The following is a 21,151-nucleotide window of genomic DNA, read 5'->3' on the forward strand; positions in this document are numbered from 1 at the left end:
ATTTTTTATAATCCTCTTTTCTTAATTCGGTAAACGTAAAGACGTAAAGGCAAAGTAACATAGAATAATTTCCATTTAATTTTCTCAAAAGTTGGCAAATCTAAAATCTTTAAAATCTTTTCAAATAAATTATACTCTGTAAATTCTATTGAAAGAGTAATAAAATAACGTTTTAAAGCAGCTGTGAGTAAACGTTTTTCTTTCAGATTTTGTGTTACCAATAAAATTGCTTCAGTGTAGGATTCTCTTCTAATGGGACTATTAGTATAAAATTCCGCAGTATTTGAATTAGAATGTTTTCTATTGTAATACAAAACATTGCTAATGATTACTCCTTTAAAATTTTCTGAAATTATCCGTATATAACATTCCCACTCTTCGGCGTACATCAAAGATTCATTAAAGCGAATGTTAGCAAAACATTCCTTTGTCCATAAAACAGTGCAAGACGCGAGACCAATTTCTTGAGTTATAACTTTTTTAATAGCATCTTTATTTATATTTCCTTCTACTATTATTTGAGTAGTAGCCATGTCAGGTCTTATATTTTGAAATGAATGCTTTTGATAATGACAGAAATCAGCATTATTTGATTTAATAACCGAAACAACTATTTTTAAGTTATCAGGATGAATAATATCGTCATCATCAAAAAAAATAATATATTCTCCTTTGGCTAGGTCTAGGCCATAATTTCTAGTTCCTGGCAAACCTTTCTGATAGTTGGCTGTCCTGCTATGATATGAAAATCTAGAATCATCATTTAATATAGGAGTAATTATTTCTAAAGTATTATCTGTTCCGCCGTCATCAATAATTAAACATTCCCAATTACTAAAACTTTGTTTTTGAATAGATCGCAACATTTCTGCAATAAAGTGAGCTCTATTATAGGTTGCCATGATTATAGTAACAATCATACTTTAAACTTTACAAGACTATAACCTTTATTAAAAAACTTATATGTGTAGTACCCAAAAAAAACCTTTATAAACTTTAAAAATAAATCTCTATTAATATTTATTTTTAAAAAATGAAATATTTCACTGGAAATTTTATACTTATTTAGTAAACACTCTCTTAACACTGGCACGAGCAAAATGTAAAATCTAAAATACATTTTATGGTTTAAAATTTTCATTTTTTTTAATAATAAAAAATGTTTCTTGTATACATAAAAAACTGAATTAAGTTGACTTTCATCACCCAGTTGGGCTAATGTTCCCAAAGAATCACCAATTCCATAAATATTATACAACAATAATGATTTTTCTAAAAAACCAATATTTGGGTTATTGTAAATATTTCTTAAATTAAAGTCCCAGTCATCCAATGTCTGAACAGATTCATCGAAATACTCCAACACAAAACTTTTTAACCATAGGGGACCACTTACATACCACGAAATATCTCCAAGGACATATGATTCTATTATATTATTTGAAAACACTTTATTGACATTAGTTATAATTTTTTTTTCTATTGAAAAAAAATCTAAAGGTGAAACTACAACATCATATTTTTTATCGTCAATGAGATCTACTTTGTCCTTCAAAAGATTTCGATACATTTTATCATCATCATCAAAAAACTGTACATATTTACCAACTGCATTTTTTAATCCAAAATTTCTACAAGTTGATGGTCCTTTCTTAGAATTTAGAGGTCTTTTAAAAAATTTTATTCTTGATTCGTAACTAATAAACTTCAATATGTTGTTGATATTTTCTTCATTACTGCCATCATCAACAATAATACATTCCCAGTTACTATATGTTTGTTTCATTACAGAGTCTAACGCCTCTTTCAGGAAATGAGCACGATTATATGTTGGGATAATTATTGAAATTAAAGAATCCATTTATTTAAAATTGCGAAAAATTTTATTTAAATTTCGAAAAAAAAAGTGTCCTAGCATATATGAGTTAGAAGTTTTATACCTCAGCGCTTCAATTTTTGATTTTTCAATTTCATCAAGAAAAAAATTTAAAGTTTTTTCATAATTTTTCATTGCTAAATCTTTATGCTTACTAAAAACATATTTTCTAATATTCTTTTGAAAAGCAATGGCTTTAGTGTTTCTAGAATTTTTTGTCAATCGATAATTAAATAAAATGCGTTCTAATACATGTATCTTATAACCTTTTTTTGCAATAGAAATATTGAACTCCCAATCTTCATAACCACTTTTCATTTGCAAATCATATCCTCCAACTTGTCTCCAAACCTCTTTTTTGAACAAACAGCTACCCATGGCATTATTGTAATATAAAATTTCATTGCTGTCTGAACCGGTTGGATGTGTTACATACAGCAAATCTCCACAAGAATTTACCACATTACTCCAACAAGTAATTAAAGCTATACTGTCATTTTCTATAATTTTTCTGTAAGCCAGAGCCAAAAAATCTGGTTCGAAATAATCATCACTGTCTAAAACTAAAATTAAATCTCCTTTTGCCTCTTCAATTCCTACATTTCTTGCAACACATACTCCTTGGTTTTCTTGAGTAATAATTTTGTCAACTTTAGCTTTTAATGTCGAAAGAACTTTTTTAGTTTTTGTATCAGAACCATCATCGACAATAATAACTTCTATATTATTATAGGTTTGATTTAAAGCTGAAGCTACAGCTTGTTCAATATATTGCCAATCATTATAGCAAGGAATTATAATTGATATCAGTTTATTTGACTTCATCTATTTGAAAAGTTGACTTAATTTAAACGCTTTAGTTGAATTACTTAGTTCCAATTTATAAAAATCTCGAAACTCTTTTACAATAGATTGTTTTTCATACTTCGATAAATTTAAAAAACTCAAGGTAGAATGACATAACATATCAAAATTGTGGTTGACAACATAAGGAAAACTACCAAAACGTGCTTGCATTGCACCAATATTATATCCCAAAACACAACAACCTCCGGCGACGGCTTCTAATGCAGTCATTGGACCGCCTTCACTTGTTGAAGTAACTAAGAAAACATCAACTCGCTCATAAAAAAAATGTGTTTGCAGTGGATTAATAAAGTTGCGATTAAATTCAACAAAGTTTTTAAGGTTCAGCTTATCAATTAATAATTCTAAATCTTCTAAATATGAAATATCACCATCGCCTTGAATAATTAATTTACATTTTTTGTTATTTTGGTTATTCAAAAAGTCTATTAGAAATAACATGTCTACAATATTTTTTTCTCTCGAAATCCTACCTAAATATCCAAAAACAAGATAATCCTTTTCAAATTTTTTTGGAGGTAAGTTTAAAAGGTTTGGTTCGTTAAAAATCATAATATCCATACATATTGTTTTTCTTAACAAGTTCTTTTCAATCCAAAATAACTTTTGCTCCTCGTTAAAAACTATAATATTATTAAATTTACTATAAATATTTTTTTGCGATGGTGGCAGTTGTTTATAATGCCACATTGTTATTTTGGCTATATATTTTTTTTTTTCATTATAAAAGTTAAACAAAGGAAAAAAATAACTGCAGTTAGTATAAGTCAACAAAAAAAAACTATTATATTTAATTGAAATAATCATCCAATAGAAATATTCCAAAAAATGAATTTTTAAACCACTTTTCTTAAATATTTTATTAAGGAACAAAACGCTTTTAGAGTTAAAAAAAATAGGATAATGTAATATTCTTATATTTTTGCTCCCTATAATTTCCTTAAAAAATTTATTTTTACATATTAGTGGTGTAAAAATAGTAACCGTTTTAAAACTATTGGTATTGTAAAAGTAGACGGCCATAATTAGTGCCTCTATTTCGGTTCCTCCAATATTATTCAAATATGGTGACGCCACTAAAAGATTTTTTGTCATAGCTTCATCGATCTAAGTAATGGGCACCGATTTTACAATTTATTTTTTTACTTTTTGAAATTTCACAGAAGATTTTTCGACTACTACCAAATTTCCTAATTGTAGACTTCAACTTTTTATAATCAAATGTTACAATAGATGAAAGCAAATCTTTTATCAATATTTTTGTTTGAAACCAAAATATATTAACTGTCGGTGTATAATTTACGTTTGCAAATTTTACCTGCAAATCTTTCGTGTAATCTTGAAAAAATCTTTCAGTGTAAATATATTGCTTATCATGGACCCTAATTTTACTATCATGCCGAATGAAAGATTTTGTCACAACTCCAATTTTAAGATTATGGAATAAAACTCGTTGACAATAATTATCGTCTTCACCATAATGCCAAAAAATTGGATCAAAACCTCCGATTTTCTTAATTGTATCAAGTGGCAACAGCCAAGCAGCTGCGCTGATAAATTCAAAATCATATATACTTTTTATTGATTTACCTATTATAAAATCACTATAAAAATGGGGGTTTTTAATATAATTTACAAAACTAGCAAAATATGTTTCTAATTTTTCTCCTTGTTTATTTAGATGAATAGGGCTCAAAATACCATAAGATCGATTTTTTTCAGAAATAGCTATTAATTCACTTAAAGTATTAATTTCTAAAAAAGCGTCCTGATTCATTAAGAACACGTATTGATAATTATTGTGTAAAGCAAATTGCAAACCAATATTGTTTCCTTTTCCAAAGCCTAAATTGACAGGAGATTCATGAAGAATGATTTTGCTTAAATAGTGTTTCTTCAAATGGGCTACAGTATCATCAGTGCTATTATTATCGATGATAAAAATATCTGGCAAAATATAACTTTTTAAAATGCTTTGCAAACATTCATCTATCCAGTTCACTCCGTTATAAGTAACGATTATAATTAATATTTTCATCAACTATCTTTTCTATAACTTTAACTACATCAATATCTACTAACACCAAAAAATAATTTTAAGACGATTCTCAAAATAAATTTTTTACTTTGCATTTTCTTTTGCCATTCATTCTCATTTTCATAAATCTGCGACCACAGATAATTGATAGATCCCATTTCTTTGATAAACAAATCAGCATGTTTTATGTTAACGTATTCAGTTGAAAATTTTAATTTTTCATTATTTAGTGATTTTACCATAGAAATTGGTTTTATTCTGTAATAAAAACAAACTTCATTTAATCGTTTTACTTGACCGCCATTTTTGAGGATGGCAATCCAAAACTCCCAATCTTCAATTCCATAAATTAGATTAACATCATACCCGCCACAGGACTCCCAATCGCTTTTTTTAAAAAAAGCACAACAAAATATCATGTTTTTTTTTGCAAGATTTTTTAGAGAAAATTCAGGTAAAATCCACTCACCCACTTCATCTCCAAATTTTTCAGCCTTACAGTAAACCACTTTTAGCTCAGAATCTTTCTTAAATTCATCTACGGCTAATGACAAATAGTTTGGTCCAATTCTATCATCAGCATCCAATGGCAAAATAAATTCTCCTTCTGCAATAGTAATTCCCGCGTTTCTGGCGCTACTTAACCCACCATTTTCTTTGTAAATATATTTAAATCGAGTATCTTTTTCCAGCCACTCTTGAGCAACTGCTTCCGTATTATCTGGACTTCCATCATTTACAATAATACATTCCCAACCCTGATAAGTCTGTTCCAACACCGATAACAAAGCCTCCGATAAATATTGGGCTTGGTTATAGCAGGGAACGATTATGGATACTAACGGATTATTCATTTTTTCTTAATTAGAATAAGCTATTTATGACAACAAAAAGTGTTCTAACGAAATAGTTTTTATCCCTTCGTGTGTGTTTCCAGAAAACGAATCAAGCGTAATGACTGTTTTTTGATAGTTGTCTTTGATATTTTTTAAATTTCCGAATTCTCGTTCTATCGTTTTAGTGTCGTTAATGGTCAAGGCGACTTGAAAATAATGTTTCTCGCCATTTTTTTCTGCAATAAAATCAATTTCACATACATTTAGAACCCCTACCACAACCGTATAGCCTTTGAATAACAACTGATTGTAAACCACATTTTCTACAATTTTACCTCGATCTTCTACCCGATAGCCCCATATTCCGTTGCGAATTCCTAAATTTTCGAAATAATATTTTTCTCCAATTTCAAAAATTCGTTTACCCACCATATCATATCTAGCTACTTTATGTACCAAAAAAGCGCTAATTAAGTAATGAGTATAAATTTGTACCTGATTGGCAGGCATATTGGTTTGTTGGGATTTCAAGAAATCGCTAATTTTTTTCACAGAAAAAATACTACCAATATTTCCTGCCAAAAACAAAACCAATTGTTCTAAAAAAGGAACATTCCTCACCGAGTACCTATTGATAATATCACGGTAAACAATAGTACCATAAATGTTTTTTAAATAGTCAAATACTATCGAATCTTCTAGTTCCAAATGCTTTAGATACGGGAGCCCACCATATTTCATATACTTTTCTACACTTATGGAACTCGTTTCTAGAGCATGAAAATCTAAAAACTCGACATAAGAAAGACTATAAACCACAATTTCGATAAACCTTCCGCTCAAATGCCCTGCAATGTCGCCAGACAATAAATTGGCATTGCTTCCGGTGCAATATAAATCTAAGTCTGAGTACAATAACAAGGAACGCAAGGCAGATTCAAAATTTTGAATGTCTTGAATTTCATCTATGAAAACGTAGGTTTTTTGATTTTCAGCTTTATTTTCTAAAACATATTGATGTAAATCTTCTGCTGTTTTTATAAACGAAAAGGCCAAATCTTCTTTGTTGATATAGAGTATGGCAACCGTTTTATCTTTTTGTAATAACTGTATCAATTGAAAAAGCAAATAGCTTTTCCCTACACGTCGTTGTCCAGTAAATACCTTAATTAAATTTTTACCAACAAAGGGCTTTACCTTATCGAGGTAATGCGTTCTATCGTTAATATTTAGCGGTATTTTATTCATTTTTACTATAGCTATGTTTACATCTTTTACACAAAAATACAAAAATAATAGACAAGCCTACAACTTCTGGCTAAAAATGTACTTTTTGAAGTTATGGCTATATTTTTTTGTAGTTTTCAAACTTCCGCTAAATATTGCGCTTGGTTGTAACAAGGAACGATGGTGGAGATTATGGGATTATTCATAAAATAATTCTCTGTATTTACTTTGAAACTTATTTATATTAAAATTAACTACTGCATGATCTCTCGCGTTGAGAGATAGATTAGTGTATAATTCTTTATTCTTTATAAGTTTAAAAATAATTGTTGAAGCAAAATTCAAAAAAGATTTTTTTTCAATTGACCCTATAAATCCATTTTGATAATTAATCAGATGCTCTGAAATACTTCCAACATCAGTTGCTAAAACTGGGATTCCTAATTCCATCGCTTCCATAACAACTAATGGAAAACCTTCACGACTTGAAGTAACTACTAAAAGTGAAATTTCAGAAAATTGTTCTCTAATCAATTCTTTGTTATTACAATTTTCAAAATAAATTACATCTGGAAATTCTTTTTTAAATAAAGCAAAATCATCTCCTATAATTTTTGCTTTAACTTGTGTCTGATTTACAATTTCAAAAAATAATTCTGGCCGTTTCTCCGGCGAATTCCTTCCTACATAACCAATAGTGAAATTTTCCCAACGTGAATTGATTTTATTTTGATAAAACTCTTTTATTTCAATTCCATTTGGTATTATTGAAATTCTTTTTAGTAATTCTTGATTTACATTATTTTTACAATATAACTGCTTATAATCTTCAAAAGTTTTTGAATTGATAACTATTCGCTTGTCTAATAAATTAACATGAGGTAAGGAGGCCATTTCAATCCCTTTTTCAGGAAAAGAAAAAGCATGAGTTAGATCGATAGTCTTACATTTCCCATTAAGTCTAGAGACAAAATTATAAAACAAACCACTATTACAACCAAATAAAGTTACATGAAAGATAGTTCCTAAAAATTGTATAAATTTAAAAGCATACATTCTCCTTTTTGCGCTAGTAATCAAAAAACAATAAGCACTATCCTCAAAATCCTTACCGATTTGATTCGAAGATGAATAATCAAAGAAAACAATTGGTTTGCTTGGTAAGGCTTTAATAATATTCAAATGCACACGCTCTGCACCACCAATATGGTGATGCGGAATAAAAAAGAAGAATAATTTACGTTTTTTTAACATATAAAAAAAATTAAAGATGATTAACTTCGTTATTTAAAATAGTAGTGCACATCTTGTTTAAATTATTTTTAAAAACAATATCCGAGAGAAATTCGTGATAGAATTGTTTTAAAAAAGCCCTATTCTCAATTTTGTAATTTTTGTTTACTAAATTTTTATTCATCAAAACTCCAATTATATTATCATAGTCAACAGAAATAATACCCCTTCGGTTTTTAAAAAAGGTATGCCCTTCACTTGTTGTCATGATTAACGGAGTACCAAGACATATACTTTCGATTACATTTAAATCAAAATAACTTTCCTTATTAAGTGAAATAACAAAATCAACACTATTAATCCAATCAAACGGTCTGTCAGTTATTCCAATATCATAAATATCTTTTCCAATAATTTTCTCCCCATTTCCTGCAATAATTAATCTAATGTCATCTCTAAAAGCAGATGCTTTTTTAAAAGATTCTATTAAAAAATAAAATCCTTTAATTTCATTTTTCCGCCCTATATATAATATATTTATTTTTTGATTATCTAATGGCAATACCACTTTGCTTTCTATTGGTTTTATCCCTGTGGTTAGAAATTTGATTTTATGCTTATCAGAGATGACTGAATTATAAATTACCATAGAATCTTCATTAGGAAAAACTAAATAATTAGCTCTTTTAAACGATATTTTTTCTATTTTTCTAACTAATAAATAATCATTAGCTCCATTCTTAAATCTTTCAGCAGATGGTAATTCAGGCGAATGACTTTGCAAAATTACAATTTGATCTTCATTTATTAAATGTAAAACATCGTACAGATCATAAACACTATGAAAATAAAAAAATTTAAATTCTTTACATTGTAATGAAATGAATTTTGTGTGCAAAGTCGAATTTACTAAATCGTTTTTTTTAAATCTATTTCTAAATTTATTTCGTATTTTTTCAATAATTGAAAATTGTTTCTTTGCAGTGAATACTGACTTCAAAAGAATTATATTGTCAGGTGTGTTTTTGTATAAACATTTATTATAATATCCTATTGGTCCACCTTCATTTTCATTGATAGGATAATCGCAAAAAACTAAGACTTTATCTTCAATCATCGTTACTTAATTTTTTTACTAAACTTAAAGCAGAAGCTATCACTTGGTGCATATCATAATAACGATACTCCGCTAATCTTCCTCCAAAAAACACACTCTTTTCTTTTAGTGCAAGATCTTTATATAGCTTACTTAAAACAGAATTCTTATCATCGTTTATTGGATAATATCTTTCATCACCCATCTGCCATTCTTTTGGATATTCTTTGGTAATGTACGTGGATTTTTGATTCCCAAATTCAAAATGTTTATGTTCAATTATTCGTGTATAAGGAACATTTTTATCTAAATAATTTACAACTGCATTGCCTTGATAATTTTCAATATTTATAGATTCATTATTAAAATCCAAGCTTCGATATTCTAATACTCCAAATTGATAATTATAAAAGGCATCTAGCGCCCCGGTATATACAATGTTTTTTGTTTGCTTAATCCATTGTTTTTTATCCGATAAAAAATCAACATTTGTTTTTACTTCTATTCCTTTTAACATATTTTCAATCATAGGCGTATAACCCCCAATTGGAATTCCTTGGTATTTGTCGCTAAAATAATTATTGTCATATGTAAATCTTAGAGGAAGCCTTTTAATAATAAATGCAGGTAAATCTAATGCAGACCTACCCCACTGTTTTTCTGTGTATCCTTTGATGAAAATTTCGTAAATATCCTTACCAACTAAACTTATTGCTTGTTCCTCTAGATTTTTTGGATTTTTAAAACCAAATTCTTTAATTTGTTTTTCAATTATTTCACGAGCTTCTGAAGGTTTGCTCACTCCCCATAATTGATAAAAAGTATTCATATTAAATGGTAGGTTATACAACTTATTCTTATGTAAACCTAGTGGAGAATTTGTATATCGATTAAACTCTGCATATTTATTTACATAGTTCCAAATGTTTTTATCATCTGTATGAAAAATATGCGCGCCATATTTATGAACATTAATTCCTTCAATAGATTCGGTGTAGACGTTTCCACCGATATGATTCCGCTTTTCAATCACTAGGCATTTAAAACCAGCATCGGTAAGTTCTCTTGCACACACTGAACCAAAAAGGCCTGAGCCAACAATTAAATAATCATATTGAATCATAAATCTATCTATTTGACCAGTCATTATTATTTAACAACATTCCTAAAATCCCATTTCCAGATAATTCGAACCGATTTTTAGGTTCTACAATAATTTTGATAAACCTATCATTTTTTTCATACAAATCATCACTCCTGCAAAAAACTCCTTCCAAATAATAAGTACCCGCTTTCAAAATGTCAATTGGTAGTTTAATTTTTACAAATGATCTATTATCGTCGTTTTTACAAAAATCCTCAAACGGAGACATAGAAACTAGTGCAGTACCATCCGCTGAAAAGATTGTAAAACCCAATGTATATCCTTTATAAAAACTCATAACTAAATCTACATAAAGAAAAACATTTAAATCTCGGATTTGAATTGAGCTCAAGATTTTTTGCTTTTCTTCGGAAAATAAATATAGTTTTTCGATATAATTATCTTTGATTTTTCCTTCGTAAATAGTTTTAATAATGTCAATATTTGAACTATTATAAAAATCTAACGCATTTGCAGTGCTACCCTCAAAAACCACCTTCCCATTCTCCAAAACAATTCCCCTCGTACACAAACTCTTCACCGCCGCCATATTATGACTCACAAATAAAACCGTTCTTCCTCCTTCTCGAGAAATATCCTGCATCTTCCCAATCGCTTTTTTCTGAAAATCAGCATCACCAACGGCTAAAACCTCATCAATTACTAAAATTTCTGGTTCTAGAAAAGCTGCTACTGCAAAAGCCAATCGCACCGTCATTCCCGAGCTGTAGCGTTTTACTGGTGTATCTATGTAACGCTCACAACCTGAGAAATCTATAATTTCATCTAGTTTTGAAGTGATTTCTTTTTTAGTCATTCCTAGAATGGCTCCGTTGAGATAGATATTTTCGCGCCCCGTCATTTCGCCATTAAATCCAGTTCCTACTTCTAGTAATGATGCAATACGTCCGCGGGATTTTATGCTTCCAGTTGTAGGCGCCGTAACTTTAGATAATATTTTTAAAAGAGTAGATTTTCCTGCGCCGTTTTTACCAATTATTCCTAATACTTCGCCCCGTTCTACTTCAAAATTAATGTCTTGAAGTGCCCATACATAATCACTAGATCCTTTTGTGCTTCGGTCATTAACATCGCCTATTTTTAGGTATGGATTTTCCTTGCCACGCACTTGATGCCACCAGCGGTTTAAGTCATGACTCAGCGTGCCAGTTCCCACTTGGCCCAAGCGGTATTGCTTAGAAATGTTTTCGGCTTTGAGAATGATGTCTTTCATTTTTTATTCGATGATCTAATTTGGAGAATCAATAACTATGGATAAATCTTGAATTTCGTTGTAACAGCTTTTCACTATTTAAGTTAGGAATAGCTAAATAATTTCTACCGCTTCGCACTCTGAATCCCAATTTGTATTGACACTAGATACTTTTAGTAACGATATTTTTTTTTTTAGAATTAAAAAAGTCAACTGCTTTTTAAATTCTAAAATGTGTTTTTTATTAAACTGTATCTATAAAACTCTTTTCTGTTTTATTAAAAATTAAAATACCCACTAATAACAAAACTAAGGTCACTATTGTTGTGTATGTCAATCCTAAAATAGAAATTTCGCCCACATTCAATAACATATATCGTGTTGTTTCAATTATATAAGCCAGCGGATTGTAATGAACGAGCCAAGCGTAATTTGGTATTTTTTCTTCAATTAACGATAAAGGATACATCACCGCCGAAATGTACATTAATAGCTGTACTCCAAAACCTATCAGATAACTAAAATCTCTATATTTTGTAACCAAAGATGAAATAAACATTCCTGATCCTAATCCTAAAACACCCATTAAAATAATCAGCAACGGGAAAAACACCACTGAAGGATTTAAGCTCACGGCCGCACCTTGCACGTAATAAAAAATATAAAAAACGATGAATATAAAAAATTGAATTCCGAACTTGATTAAATTAGAAACGACTATAGAAATAGGAACTATGAGTCTTGGGAAATATACTTTTCCAAAAATCCCTGCATTACTGCCAAAGGTATTTGAAGTTCCGGTAAGACAAGCTGTGAAATAATTCCAAATGGTGATTCCTGCTAAATTAAATAAAAATGGAGGAACGGTTCCGGTGCTAATCCCTGCTAAATTATTAAAAATAATAGTAAATGTAATTGAGGTAAATAAAGGTTGTATCAAGTACCAAAGTGGTCCTAAAACGGTTTGCTTGTACATTGTCACCACATCCCTTTTCACAAAAAGAAATAGCAAATCTCTGTATTGCCATACTTCCTTTAGATTAAGAGTGAAAAATTTATTTTTTGGCGTTATTTCGAACAACCAAGTGGTATTTTTTTGTTCTAAATTATTCATTTATTGCTACTGAATATTTCTCTTCGTGATTTTGACACTGGCATTGAAATGCTTTTGCATCGCAAGAAGTCTATATTAATTGGACAAATATAGTACTTTGAATTTGGGAATTTGCTTTAATTAATTATGAAATTTTCTTGGCACAAATTATTTTTTTTCGTCAATGCGCAATGTTATTTTCCGAAAATGTTTATTAAATGGATATTTTTGTCAAAATCAATTTAATGTTAAGTCCTTATTTCTTTTTAAATAGCCTAGAATGCGGAACCGATGAGGCTGGTCGTGGTTGCATCGCGGGACCTGTAACCGCAGCTGCAGTTACACTTCCGGCACATTTTACTAATAAATTTATAAAAGATAGTAAGCTTCTAAATGAAAAAAGTAGAATTGCATTACGACCTATTATTGAGGAACAAGCAATTTGTTTTTCAATAACACATATAGATCCTTTAGAAATTGATGCTATTAACATTTTGAATGCATCAATAAAAGCAATGCAAGAATGTATTAAAAAGCTAAAGCCACGACCTAAATATATTATTGTTGACGGAAATAGTTCTATCAATCACAGCCCAATACTTTGTCCAACCACCGGAATTATTACAAATACGGTAAAGAAATTCTCCGAAGATGGAGACAATTTTTTCAATAAAATACCTTTCAGTTGCATTGTAAAAGGAGATTCTAAATATATGAGTATTGCCGCAGCTTCTATTTTAGCAAAAACGTATCGGGATGATTATATGGACAAAATTCACTTGGAATTCCCCATGTACAATTGGAGGAAAAATAAAGGCTATCCCACTAAGGAACATCGAGAGGCCATAAAGAAATATGGTGTTACAAAATATCATCGAATGAGTTTTCGGTTGTTACCTGAGCAGCTAGAACTGGATTTTTAATCTTAGGAATTGATGTTTTTATTGCCGATAAGAAGCTAGATCAGTAATACACTTGAAATCACAGCTTTTTTGAGATTATTATCTTTCTAATCAAGGACGTTTAAAATGATTTAAGATTGTTGATTAACGATTTTTGATTGCAGATTTTTTACCCGTGAGACATTTGGAATTAAAGCTTTTTTTGAGATTATTATCTTTTTAATCAAGGACGCTCAAAATGATTTAAGATTGCTGATTAACGATTTTTGATTGCAGATTTTATACTCGTGAGACGCTTGGAATCAAAGCTTTTTTTGAGATTATTATCTTTCTAATCAAGCACTTTTAAAATGATTTAAGATTGTTGATTAACGATTTTTGATTGCAGATTTTTTTTGATTGTAGATTTTTTACCCGTGAGAAACTTGGAATTAAAGCTTTTTTTGAGATTATTATCTTTTTAATCAAGGACTTTTAAAATGATTTAAGATTGCTGATTAACGATTTTTGATTGCAGATTTTTCACCCGTGAGAAACTTAAAATTAAAGCTTTTTTTGAGATTATTATCTTTCTAATCAAGCACTTTTAAAATGATTTAAGATTGTTGATTAACGATTTTTGATTGCAGATTTTTTTTGATTGTAGATTTTTTACCCGTGAGAAACTTGGAATCAAAGCTTTTTTTGAGATTATTATCTTTTTAATCAAGGACTTTTAAAATGATTTAAGATTGCTGATTAACGATTTTTGATTGCAGATTTTTCACCCGTGAGAAACTTAAAATTAAAGCTTTTTTTGAGATTATGATCTTTCCTATCAAGGACTTTCAAAATGATTTAAGATTGTTGATTAACGATTTTTGATTGCAGATTTTTTTTGATTGCAGATTTTTTACCGTTGAGACGCTCGGAATCACAGCTTTTTTTGAGATTATTATCTTTTTTATCAAGGACGCTTAAAATGATTTAAGATTGTTGATTAACGATTTTTGATTGCAGATTTTTTTTGATTGCAGATTTTGATTTAAGACGAAAATTCAGCTTCAAATAATTCTTTAAAATGCTTGACGATTTTTTCTTTTACTTCGGATTCGTTCACTTTTTCAACTCCTAATTCTACATTTAACGAAGTCACTGCTTTTCCACGAATGCCACACGGTATGATATTATCAAAATAACCCAAATCAGCATTGACATTCAGTGCAAAGCCGTGCATGGTGACCCAGCGAGAAGCGCGAACGCCCATTGCACAAATTTTTCTCGCAAATGGTGTTCCTACACCTAGCCAAACTCCGGTTTCGCCTTCGCTTCGACCAGAAATTATTCCGTATTCAGCTAGTGTTAGGATAATTGCTTCTTCAAGAAATCGCAAGTATTTATGAATATCAGTAAAGAAATTTTCTAAGTCTAAAATAGGATACCCTACAATTTGTCCTGGCCCGTGGTAAGTAATATCACCACCGCGATTGATTTTATAGAAAGTGGCGCCTTTAGCTTCCAATTGCTTTTCTGACAGTAATAAATTACTTAGATCACCACTTTTTCCAAGTGTATAAACGTGAGGATGTTCTACAAAAAGGAAATGATTTGGTGTTGGTAGATTCAGTTCTTCTCTCCTATTTCTGATTTTTAAGTCAACAATTGCTTTGAATAACTCTTCCTGGTATTCCCAAGTTGCTTTATAGTCTTTGTTTCCTAAATCTTGAAGTTGGATCGTTTTATTCATTTGTAATTGTAGCGAACGCAATTCATTTTTCGTTCTGTTTTTGTGAGCTGCAAAAATACGATTATTTATTTTGTTTTGCCACAAAGGCGCAAAGACACTAAGGGATTTTTATAAAGAAAGTATACACAAACTTACGCTAATAAAAATTTCTTCTACTTTTATAAATTTTGAAAATTATCGGAAGATTTTTAAAATATTGACAAATCTAATTTGTGGTTTTTGATGTAATTAGGACTTCTACTTAATACTTACGCTTATTGTTTTTAAAATTAAATAACACTCGATAGATTTTAAAAATCAGCAAATTTATATTTAAAGACCATAAAAGTAAATGCTTTTATGCCATTGGCGCTTTGCGAAGTTGGAGACTTTATAACAGGATACTTTCTGCTAAACATAATACCAAAAGTCTTTGAAATTACTATCCTGTTTTTGTCAAATCGAGCGCAGTCGAGATTACGAACGATTTACAAACAACGTTTCGTGCTTCATCACAATCATGATGACGTGCTCAACCTGATAAATTTCAATTCTTTTTTACAGAAAATTCAAAACATAAATGGTATAATTTAGAACTGTAATAGCACTAAAGCCCCAGTCACGATAGACGGCTATCCTAGTATCCTTTCTTTTACGTATTTATTTCCTTTTTTTTAAGAGTTTTTTTAGTTGTTTTTTTCTTTTTAAAAAAATCACTTAAAGCTTTTTCTTCTTCTATTGTTAGAGAACCTATTCCACCAATCCTATCAATTTCTAAATCTGATTTTTTAGTTTTCATATGTAATTAATATTTTTTTTATTGGAATATGGAATTCGCATATCTTCATCGGTGTTTGCGACCAAATTTAGGTCATGCTCATTTCATAATTATTTATTTTGAAAATATTTGTTTATTAATTTCAATGCCGATTTTGTTTCAATTATCATAACTCTACCACCAAAATGAAAAGCTCCGAGAGTTTTTTCGTAATGTTCAACCAATTGTGATTTTGACAGAAAAGATATATTTCCATCGTGTCCGCGTTGAAAAGACAATTTACAAATATAAGCAACTAGATTCCCAGCAACACCAGTGTAAACTTTGCTTTGTCCTTTGTTGAATGGGGCATTTTCTAAAAGATGCATAAAAACGTGGTCTGACTTAACTTCTAAACTCACAAGACCTTGAATAATTGTCGAATTTCCAGCTATTGTAAGCTTATAAATATCTCTAACAGGATTCTTAAATTCTTCACTCCAACTGAAAAGCCATCCATTTTTCTTCGTTACAGATTTTAAATCAGTTTTTTGTAGAATAGAAATTTCAGTCTGAAAACTGTCACCAGTAATCACGTTTTCAATTGAGTTTGTTATTTTATCAATAATAAAATCTAATCCTAATTCTGCTTTTTTATCCATTCAGCTAATTTAAGGAATATAATCTTATTCGAAAAATATTCGGGGATTTCTGTGCTTTTTTTGGATTATGTCGTACACTCCGTGGCGAACGGCTGATGATCAAATTACTCATTATTTATTCTAAAACCACTTCAACTGCCGTAATTTCTGGATTTTGCAAACAGTCAGCTAATAAAAACTCAATTCTCAAGCTTTTTTTGTCTTCACTTATTATTGCCTGAGTATTTGAAACCGATTTTATTCTCCGCGGAAAATGGTAGTGTAGAACATACGATTGCACTATTTTAAAACCGGCTAATTGAGTTCTTAATTCTGGAATTTTTTGTTGCTGTTTCGCTAATTCTTCTTGATCAGTAATGATTATTTTTCTTTTAAAAGTACTTCCATCAAATGTGTAACTCACCTGATAGAAATGTTCCTCAGCAGCTAAAGCATAATTGTGTTTTAAATCATCCGCGTAATTTTCTATTTTGTCAAGATCAGGAACTGCTTCAATCTTATCGAATGTTTGGGTAATTGTAGTTCGGAATTCTTTTTCGAAAGAACTTTTTTTGATGTGAACCTTTACGTCTTTGAATTTGTTAAAAATCTCTTTTTCAGCAAGCGGAAGTTTTAAAAAATTCTCTGCATACTGAGTGATATATTCCTTAAAAACGTAGCTTGTGTCGACAAATTTTTCTTCAGAATTATAATTTTCACCCGCTAATTGCATGTAACTTTGTTCATCCCGAAGGCTTATTATTTCTATTGTTCCGCTTCCATCTGGGTTGATGTGAATGGTTTCGGTGACTTGGCAACTTACTATTAGTATCGAAATAATAAATAAGAAAAGGAAATTTTGAGTTTTCAAATTGTATTTGGTTTTATTAAATATTTAAAAACGAAGGTATGAACTTTGTGGGATTTATAGCCCAGATTGAAGTGGAAATCCTTTTTATTGCGAAAGCGAATAAAAAGATTGCAACGGAAAGCTGGAAAGAGCTCCAAAAAACCAATCTCATTTTGCAACTTTGCGACATATAGAGTATCTTTGCGCTCTTAAAAAAAAGCACAAAATGGCCTTATCAGAACAAGAAATTATCCGAAGAGAAAAACTTCAATCCTTACGCAACTTAGGAATCAATCCTTATCCTGCCAATCTTTTTCCTGTAAATCATACTTCCAAACAGATAAAAGAGCAGTTTGAAGATGATAAAAAGGTGACTGTTGCTGGGCGATTGATGAGTGTGAGAGATCAAGGAAAAGCTTGTTTTGCTGAGTTACAAGATAGCGAAGGACGAATCCAATTGTACTTGAACCGCGATGTTTTATGTCCTGGTGATGATAAAACGATGTACAATCAGGTATTTAAAAAATTAACTGATTTAGGTGATTTTATAGGTATTGAAGGTGAATTATTTACAACCATGGTTGGTGCTCAGTGTATTCGGGTGGATGTTTTTACTTTTTTGAGTAAAACATTGCGTCCGTTGCCATTGCCAAAAGTGGATGAAGATGGAAAAGTTCACGATGCATTCAATGATGCGGAACTGCGTTACAGAATGCGTTATGTGGATTTAACAGTAAATGAGCATGTAAAACAGACTTTTATTAAGCGTACCAAATTGTTTAATGCGATGCGTACTTTTTTTAATGACGCTGGTTATCTTGAAGTGGAAACTCCAGTTTTACAGCCTATTGCGGGTGGAGCGGCAGCACGTCCGTTTACAACGCATCACAACTCGCTTGACATTCCTTTGTACATGCGTATTGCCAATGAATTGTATTTAAAAAGATTGATTGTGGGCGGTTTTGACGGTGTTTATGAGTTTTCTAAAAATTTCCGAAACGAGGGAATGGATCGAACGCACAATCCCGAATTTACTGCAATGGAAATATATGTAGCTTACAAAGACTACAACTGGATGATGGAATTTGCCGAAGAACTGCTGGAATATTGCGCAGTTGCGGTAAATGGAACTTCGGACGTAATTTTTGGTGAAAACCAAATTAGTTTTAAAGCACCTTACGCTCGTGTGACCATGACGGATTCTATCAAGCATTTTACTGGTTTTGATATTTCTGGAAAAAGTGAAACAGAACTTTTTGATGCTGCAAGAGGCATGGGAATCGATGTTAATGCTACAATGGGGAAAGGAAAATTGATTGATGAAATTTTTGGTGCTAAATGCGAAGCAAATTATATTCAGCCCACTTTTATTACGGATTATCCAAAAGAAATGTCGCCTTTGTGTAAAGAACACCGCGATAATCCTGAATTAACGGAACGTTTTGAATTGATGGTTTGTGGTAAAGAAGTAGCAAACGCTTACTCCGAATTGAACGACCCGATTGATCAAAGAGCGCGTTTTGAAGATCAAATGCGCCTAGCTGAAAAAGGAGATGATGAAGCAACCGGAATTATAGATGAAGATTTCTTAAGAGCATTAGAATACGGAATGCCACCAACATCAGGAATGGGAATAGGAATGGATCGATTGATTATGTATTTAACAAATAATGCTTCGATTCAAGAAGTACTGTTGTTCCCACAAATGAGACCAGAGAAAAAACAAGTTCAGCTTGAAGAAGACGAGAAATTAATTGTGTCGATCTTGCAGGCTAATGCTAATGTAATGGAATTTGGAGCACTAAAAACCAAATCAGAATTGAGCGGTAAAAAATGGGATAAAGCTATGAAAAACTTATCAGCACTTGGAATGACTGAGGTTGTAGTTGAAGGTGATGTAAAGGCTTGTAGGTTGAAGGGATAGGTTATACTTGTTTATATTTATAAAAAACGGAGCTTCAAATAAAGCTCCGTTTTTTATATCCAACAATTCATTACTTTTAATAGAAAATTAATGTCATGGAAAATTTACTCACCCGCATAACAATAAATCCTGATATCTGTCATGGAAAGCCTACTTTGAGAAATATGAGATGGCCAGTTGAAGTAATTCTCGATCTGTTAAGTTCAGGAATGGAAACCGCTGATATTCTTGACGACCACCCAGAACTGGAAAGAGAAGACATTTTGGCTGCGTTACATTATGCTAAATTATCAATTTCGGGTGACATACCTAAAGAAGTGGGTTAATGGAATTTTTGTGTAATACACATATTCCTATAAAACTTGTAAAACTCCTCAACAATGTAAGTTTTTAGTGTGTACATGTCAATAATACACTTGACAAGTGGTTTATAACAGCTGCTGCTATTTCAAAATTTTCTGATTCAAAAAACCTCATTTTAATCACAAAAGATTTTGATTTTAAAAACTCTTTTTTAATCAATAAAAAGCCAAGAAAATTAATTAAAATCAATTTAGGAAATATATCAACTAATCAATTAATTGAACTTTTTGATCGCTTTATGCCTGAAATTGAATTAGTAGATAATAAGAACTTCCAATATATGATTGAAATTGAAAGTCAATTGATTAAAGTGACTACTGCTTAGGGTTGAATTAATATTAAAATATATTTGACATCACTGCGTTCAGTAAATCATTTAGATTACATAACTGTAAATAGCACTAACAATCCGAAAAGGTTAATAAAGTCATAAAATTCCTAGGAAGCCGAAAAAACAGCTATTTTTGTTTGAATAAAATTAAACCTACAAATTATGAAAAAAATTGTTTTATCAGCTTTTGCATTATTGTTTTTTGCCTTTGCTAGTGGTCAAGCCAAAGATGGTCAAGTATCCAAAGGAAAATGGCTTATTGAAGCCAACACTGGTTTTGGCGCTAATGTGGGATCAACTGCTTTGTATTTTAGTTCATCTGACGGTATTACTGCTTTTAACATTGGAGCCGAAGGTGGTTATTTTATCAAGGACAATCTAGCACTAAAGCTAGGATTAGGTTATGGAGAAATAGATGGCGCCGGCGAACCGATTGCTTACAAAATTGGAGCAAAATATTATTTTAAAAGCATGATTCCTATCGAGCTTTCTTATAATGGAGTTGGTTTTGGCGATGCAAATGCTAATCCTGCATTCGTAGGTGCACAAGTTGGTTACGCATTGTTTTTAGGCAAAAATGTCAGTATAGAACCTGGAATTCGTTATAATATCGCAACACACAAGCAATATTACGACAACAGTTTACAATTTAATATCGGGTTTGCGCTGCATTTTTAAAAAATATTTTAAACTAAAAAAGGAACTCAAATTGAGTTCCTTTTTGTAGCTACAAACTGTAATTGAAATTTAAACTCCATCTACAATTAGCAACTACATTTCCGCCAGTGAGATTTTGACTTATTGGCAACATTGCATTGGCACCTACAGAGAGTTTGTCCCTACCAACTTCGAAACCAAATTTACCAAAGAAAATATCGCCGCTTATTTTTCTCATTCTCTGATTGTACTGATAATTACTTTCATAAACTTCGCCAGCAAAGCCTAATTGCGGAACGATTGAAAAGCTATTTTTTTGATCTAAATAGAAAAAAGTCCCCGCGCAATTAAGCTGATTTTCAAAACGATAACTTTTTTGATTTTCTGTTTTTATTGCA

At 30.7% G+C, this 21,151-nt stretch carries 22 protein-coding genes; 5 read left to right on the forward strand and 17 right to left on the reverse strand.

Annotation, left to right across the window (positions count from 1 at the left end):
* Positions 1 to 5: 5 nt before the first annotated feature.
* The 12 genes from BUB42_RS03650 to BUB42_RS03705 all read right to left on the reverse strand — a co-directional run bounded on the left by BUB42_RS03650 (position 6) and on the right by BUB42_RS03705 (position 12,644).
* Positions 6 to 920, reverse strand: a complete 915-nt coding sequence (locus BUB42_RS03650) for a glycosyltransferase family 2 protein (RefSeq protein ID WP_073017281.1) — start codon at positions 918 to 920, stop codon at positions 6 to 8.
* On the reverse strand, positions 917 to 1,861 hold the full coding sequence (locus tag BUB42_RS03655; protein ID WP_073017283.1) for a glycosyltransferase family 2 protein: 945 nt from the start codon (positions 1,859 to 1,861) through the stop codon (positions 917 to 919). The genes BUB42_RS03650 and BUB42_RS03655 overlap by 4 nt, the downstream gene beginning before the upstream one ends.
* Positions 1,862 to 2,701, reverse strand: coding sequence for a glycosyltransferase family 2 protein (locus BUB42_RS03660; protein WP_073017285.1), 840 nt, complete (start codon positions 2,699 to 2,701; stop codon positions 1,862 to 1,864).
* Positions 2,702 to 3,304, reverse strand: a complete 603-nt coding sequence (locus BUB42_RS16365; RefSeq protein WP_170857177.1) for a glycosyltransferase — start codon at positions 3,302 to 3,304, stop codon at positions 2,702 to 2,704.
* A 538-nt stretch (positions 3,305 to 3,842) separates the two neighbouring features.
* Entirely contained in the window at positions 3,843 to 4,781 is a 939-nt protein-coding gene (locus BUB42_RS03670) for a glycosyltransferase family 2 protein (protein ID WP_073017289.1), read from the reverse strand.
* Positions 4,782 to 4,810: 29 nt separating this feature from the next.
* Entirely contained in the window at positions 4,811 to 5,635 is an 825-nt protein-coding gene (locus BUB42_RS03675) for a glycosyltransferase family 2 protein (protein WP_073017291.1), read from the reverse strand.
* A gap of 24 nt (positions 5,636 to 5,659) precedes the next feature.
* Positions 5,660 to 6,865, reverse strand: coding sequence for an ATP-binding protein (locus tag BUB42_RS03680; RefSeq protein WP_170857178.1), 1,206 nt, complete (start codon positions 6,863 to 6,865; stop codon positions 5,660 to 5,662).
* Between the two features lie 177 nt (positions 6,866 to 7,042).
* On the reverse strand, positions 7,043 to 8,098 hold the full coding sequence (locus tag BUB42_RS03685; protein ID WP_073017293.1) for a glycosyltransferase family 4 protein: 1,056 nt from the start codon (positions 8,096 to 8,098) through the stop codon (positions 7,043 to 7,045).
* Positions 8,099 to 8,108: 10 nt separating this feature from the next.
* A complete protein-coding gene (locus BUB42_RS03690) occupies positions 8,109 to 9,194 on the reverse strand; it encodes a glycosyltransferase (protein WP_073017295.1) in 1,086 nt (361 codons plus the stop codon).
* Entirely contained in the window at positions 9,187 to 10,296 is a 1,110-nt protein-coding gene (gene glf / locus BUB42_RS03695; protein ID WP_073017388.1) for a UDP-galactopyranose mutase, read from the reverse strand. Before glf ends, BUB42_RS03690 begins: the two co-directional genes overlap by 8 nt.
* A 4-nt stretch (positions 10,297 to 10,300) precedes the next feature.
* Positions 10,301 to 11,551: an ABC transporter ATP-binding protein gene (locus BUB42_RS16670; RefSeq protein ID WP_244533876.1), complete on the reverse strand. Its 1,251-nt coding sequence runs from the start codon at positions 11,549 to 11,551 to the stop codon at positions 10,301 to 10,303.
* 223 nt (positions 11,552 to 11,774) lie between these two features.
* Entirely contained in the window at positions 11,775 to 12,644 is an 870-nt protein-coding gene (locus BUB42_RS03705; protein ID WP_073017297.1) for an ABC transporter permease, read from the reverse strand.
* 224 nt (positions 12,645 to 12,868) lie between these two features.
* On the opposite strand from BUB42_RS03705, the gene BUB42_RS03710 reads away from it, so the two are divergent.
* Positions 12,869 to 13,546, forward strand: a complete 678-nt coding sequence (locus BUB42_RS03710; protein ID WP_073017390.1) for a ribonuclease HII — start codon at positions 12,869 to 12,871, stop codon at positions 13,544 to 13,546.
* 1,003 nt (positions 13,547 to 14,549) lie between these two features.
* Here BUB42_RS03710 and lipB read toward each other — a convergent pair.
* The 4 genes from lipB to BUB42_RS03725 all read right to left on the reverse strand — a co-directional run bounded on the left by lipB (position 14,550) and on the right by BUB42_RS03725 (position 17,499).
* Positions 14,550 to 15,251, reverse strand: coding sequence for a lipoyl(octanoyl) transferase LipB (gene lipB / locus BUB42_RS03715; protein WP_073017392.1), 702 nt, complete (start codon positions 15,249 to 15,251; stop codon positions 14,550 to 14,552).
* 631 nt (positions 15,252 to 15,882) lie between these two features.
* Positions 15,883 to 16,029 (reverse strand): hypothetical protein, encoded by a 147-nt coding sequence (locus BUB42_RS16370; protein ID WP_170857179.1) that lies wholly within the window; start codon positions 16,027 to 16,029, stop codon positions 15,883 to 15,885.
* 89 nt (positions 16,030 to 16,118) lie between these two features.
* Positions 16,119 to 16,649: a hypothetical protein gene (locus BUB42_RS03720; RefSeq protein WP_073017298.1), complete on the reverse strand. Its 531-nt coding sequence runs from the start codon at positions 16,647 to 16,649 to the stop codon at positions 16,119 to 16,121.
* Positions 16,650 to 16,764: 115 nt separating this feature from the next.
* A complete protein-coding gene (locus BUB42_RS03725; RefSeq protein WP_073017300.1) occupies positions 16,765 to 17,499 on the reverse strand; it encodes a hypothetical protein in 735 nt (244 codons plus the stop codon).
* Positions 17,500 to 17,704: 205 nt separating this feature from the next.
* Between BUB42_RS03725 and lysS the strand changes: the two genes are divergently transcribed.
* The 4 genes from lysS to BUB42_RS03745 all read left to right on the forward strand — a co-directional run bounded on the left by lysS (position 17,705) and on the right by BUB42_RS03745 (position 20,774).
* Positions 17,705 to 19,402, forward strand: coding sequence for a lysine--tRNA ligase (gene lysS / locus BUB42_RS03730; protein ID WP_073017302.1), 1,698 nt, complete (start codon positions 17,705 to 17,707; stop codon positions 19,400 to 19,402).
* Between the two features lie 95 nt (positions 19,403 to 19,497).
* The gene (locus BUB42_RS03735) at positions 19,498 to 19,728 is read left to right on the forward strand and encodes a DUF433 domain-containing protein (protein ID WP_073017303.1); all 231 of its coding nucleotides are present in this window, start codon (positions 19,498 to 19,500) and stop codon (positions 19,726 to 19,728) included.
* Between the two features lie 104 nt (positions 19,729 to 19,832).
* Positions 19,833 to 20,090: a DUF5615 family PIN-like protein gene (locus tag BUB42_RS16890; RefSeq protein WP_396177541.1), complete on the forward strand. Its 258-nt coding sequence runs from the start codon at positions 19,833 to 19,835 to the stop codon at positions 20,088 to 20,090.
* A 168-nt stretch (positions 20,091 to 20,258) separates the two neighbouring features.
* Positions 20,259 to 20,774 carry a hypothetical protein gene (locus tag BUB42_RS03745; RefSeq protein ID WP_073017305.1) on the forward strand — a complete coding sequence of 172 codons (516 nt, stop codon included), beginning with the start codon at positions 20,259 to 20,261 and terminating at the stop codon, positions 20,772 to 20,774.
* A 49-nt stretch (positions 20,775 to 20,823) separates the two neighbouring features.
* On the opposite strand, the gene BUB42_RS16545 is transcribed toward BUB42_RS03745, so the two are convergent.
* The gene (locus BUB42_RS16545) at positions 20,824 to 20,991 is read right to left on the reverse strand and encodes a hypothetical protein (protein ID WP_211517668.1); all 168 of its coding nucleotides are present in this window, start codon (positions 20,989 to 20,991) and stop codon (positions 20,824 to 20,826) included.
* Positions 20,992 to 21,151 lie beyond the last annotated feature (160 nt).

The sequence above is a fragment of the Flavobacterium micromati genome (assembly GCF_900129585.1).
Lineage (GTDB): Bacteria > Bacteroidota > Bacteroidia > Flavobacteriales > Flavobacteriaceae > Flavobacterium > Flavobacterium micromati.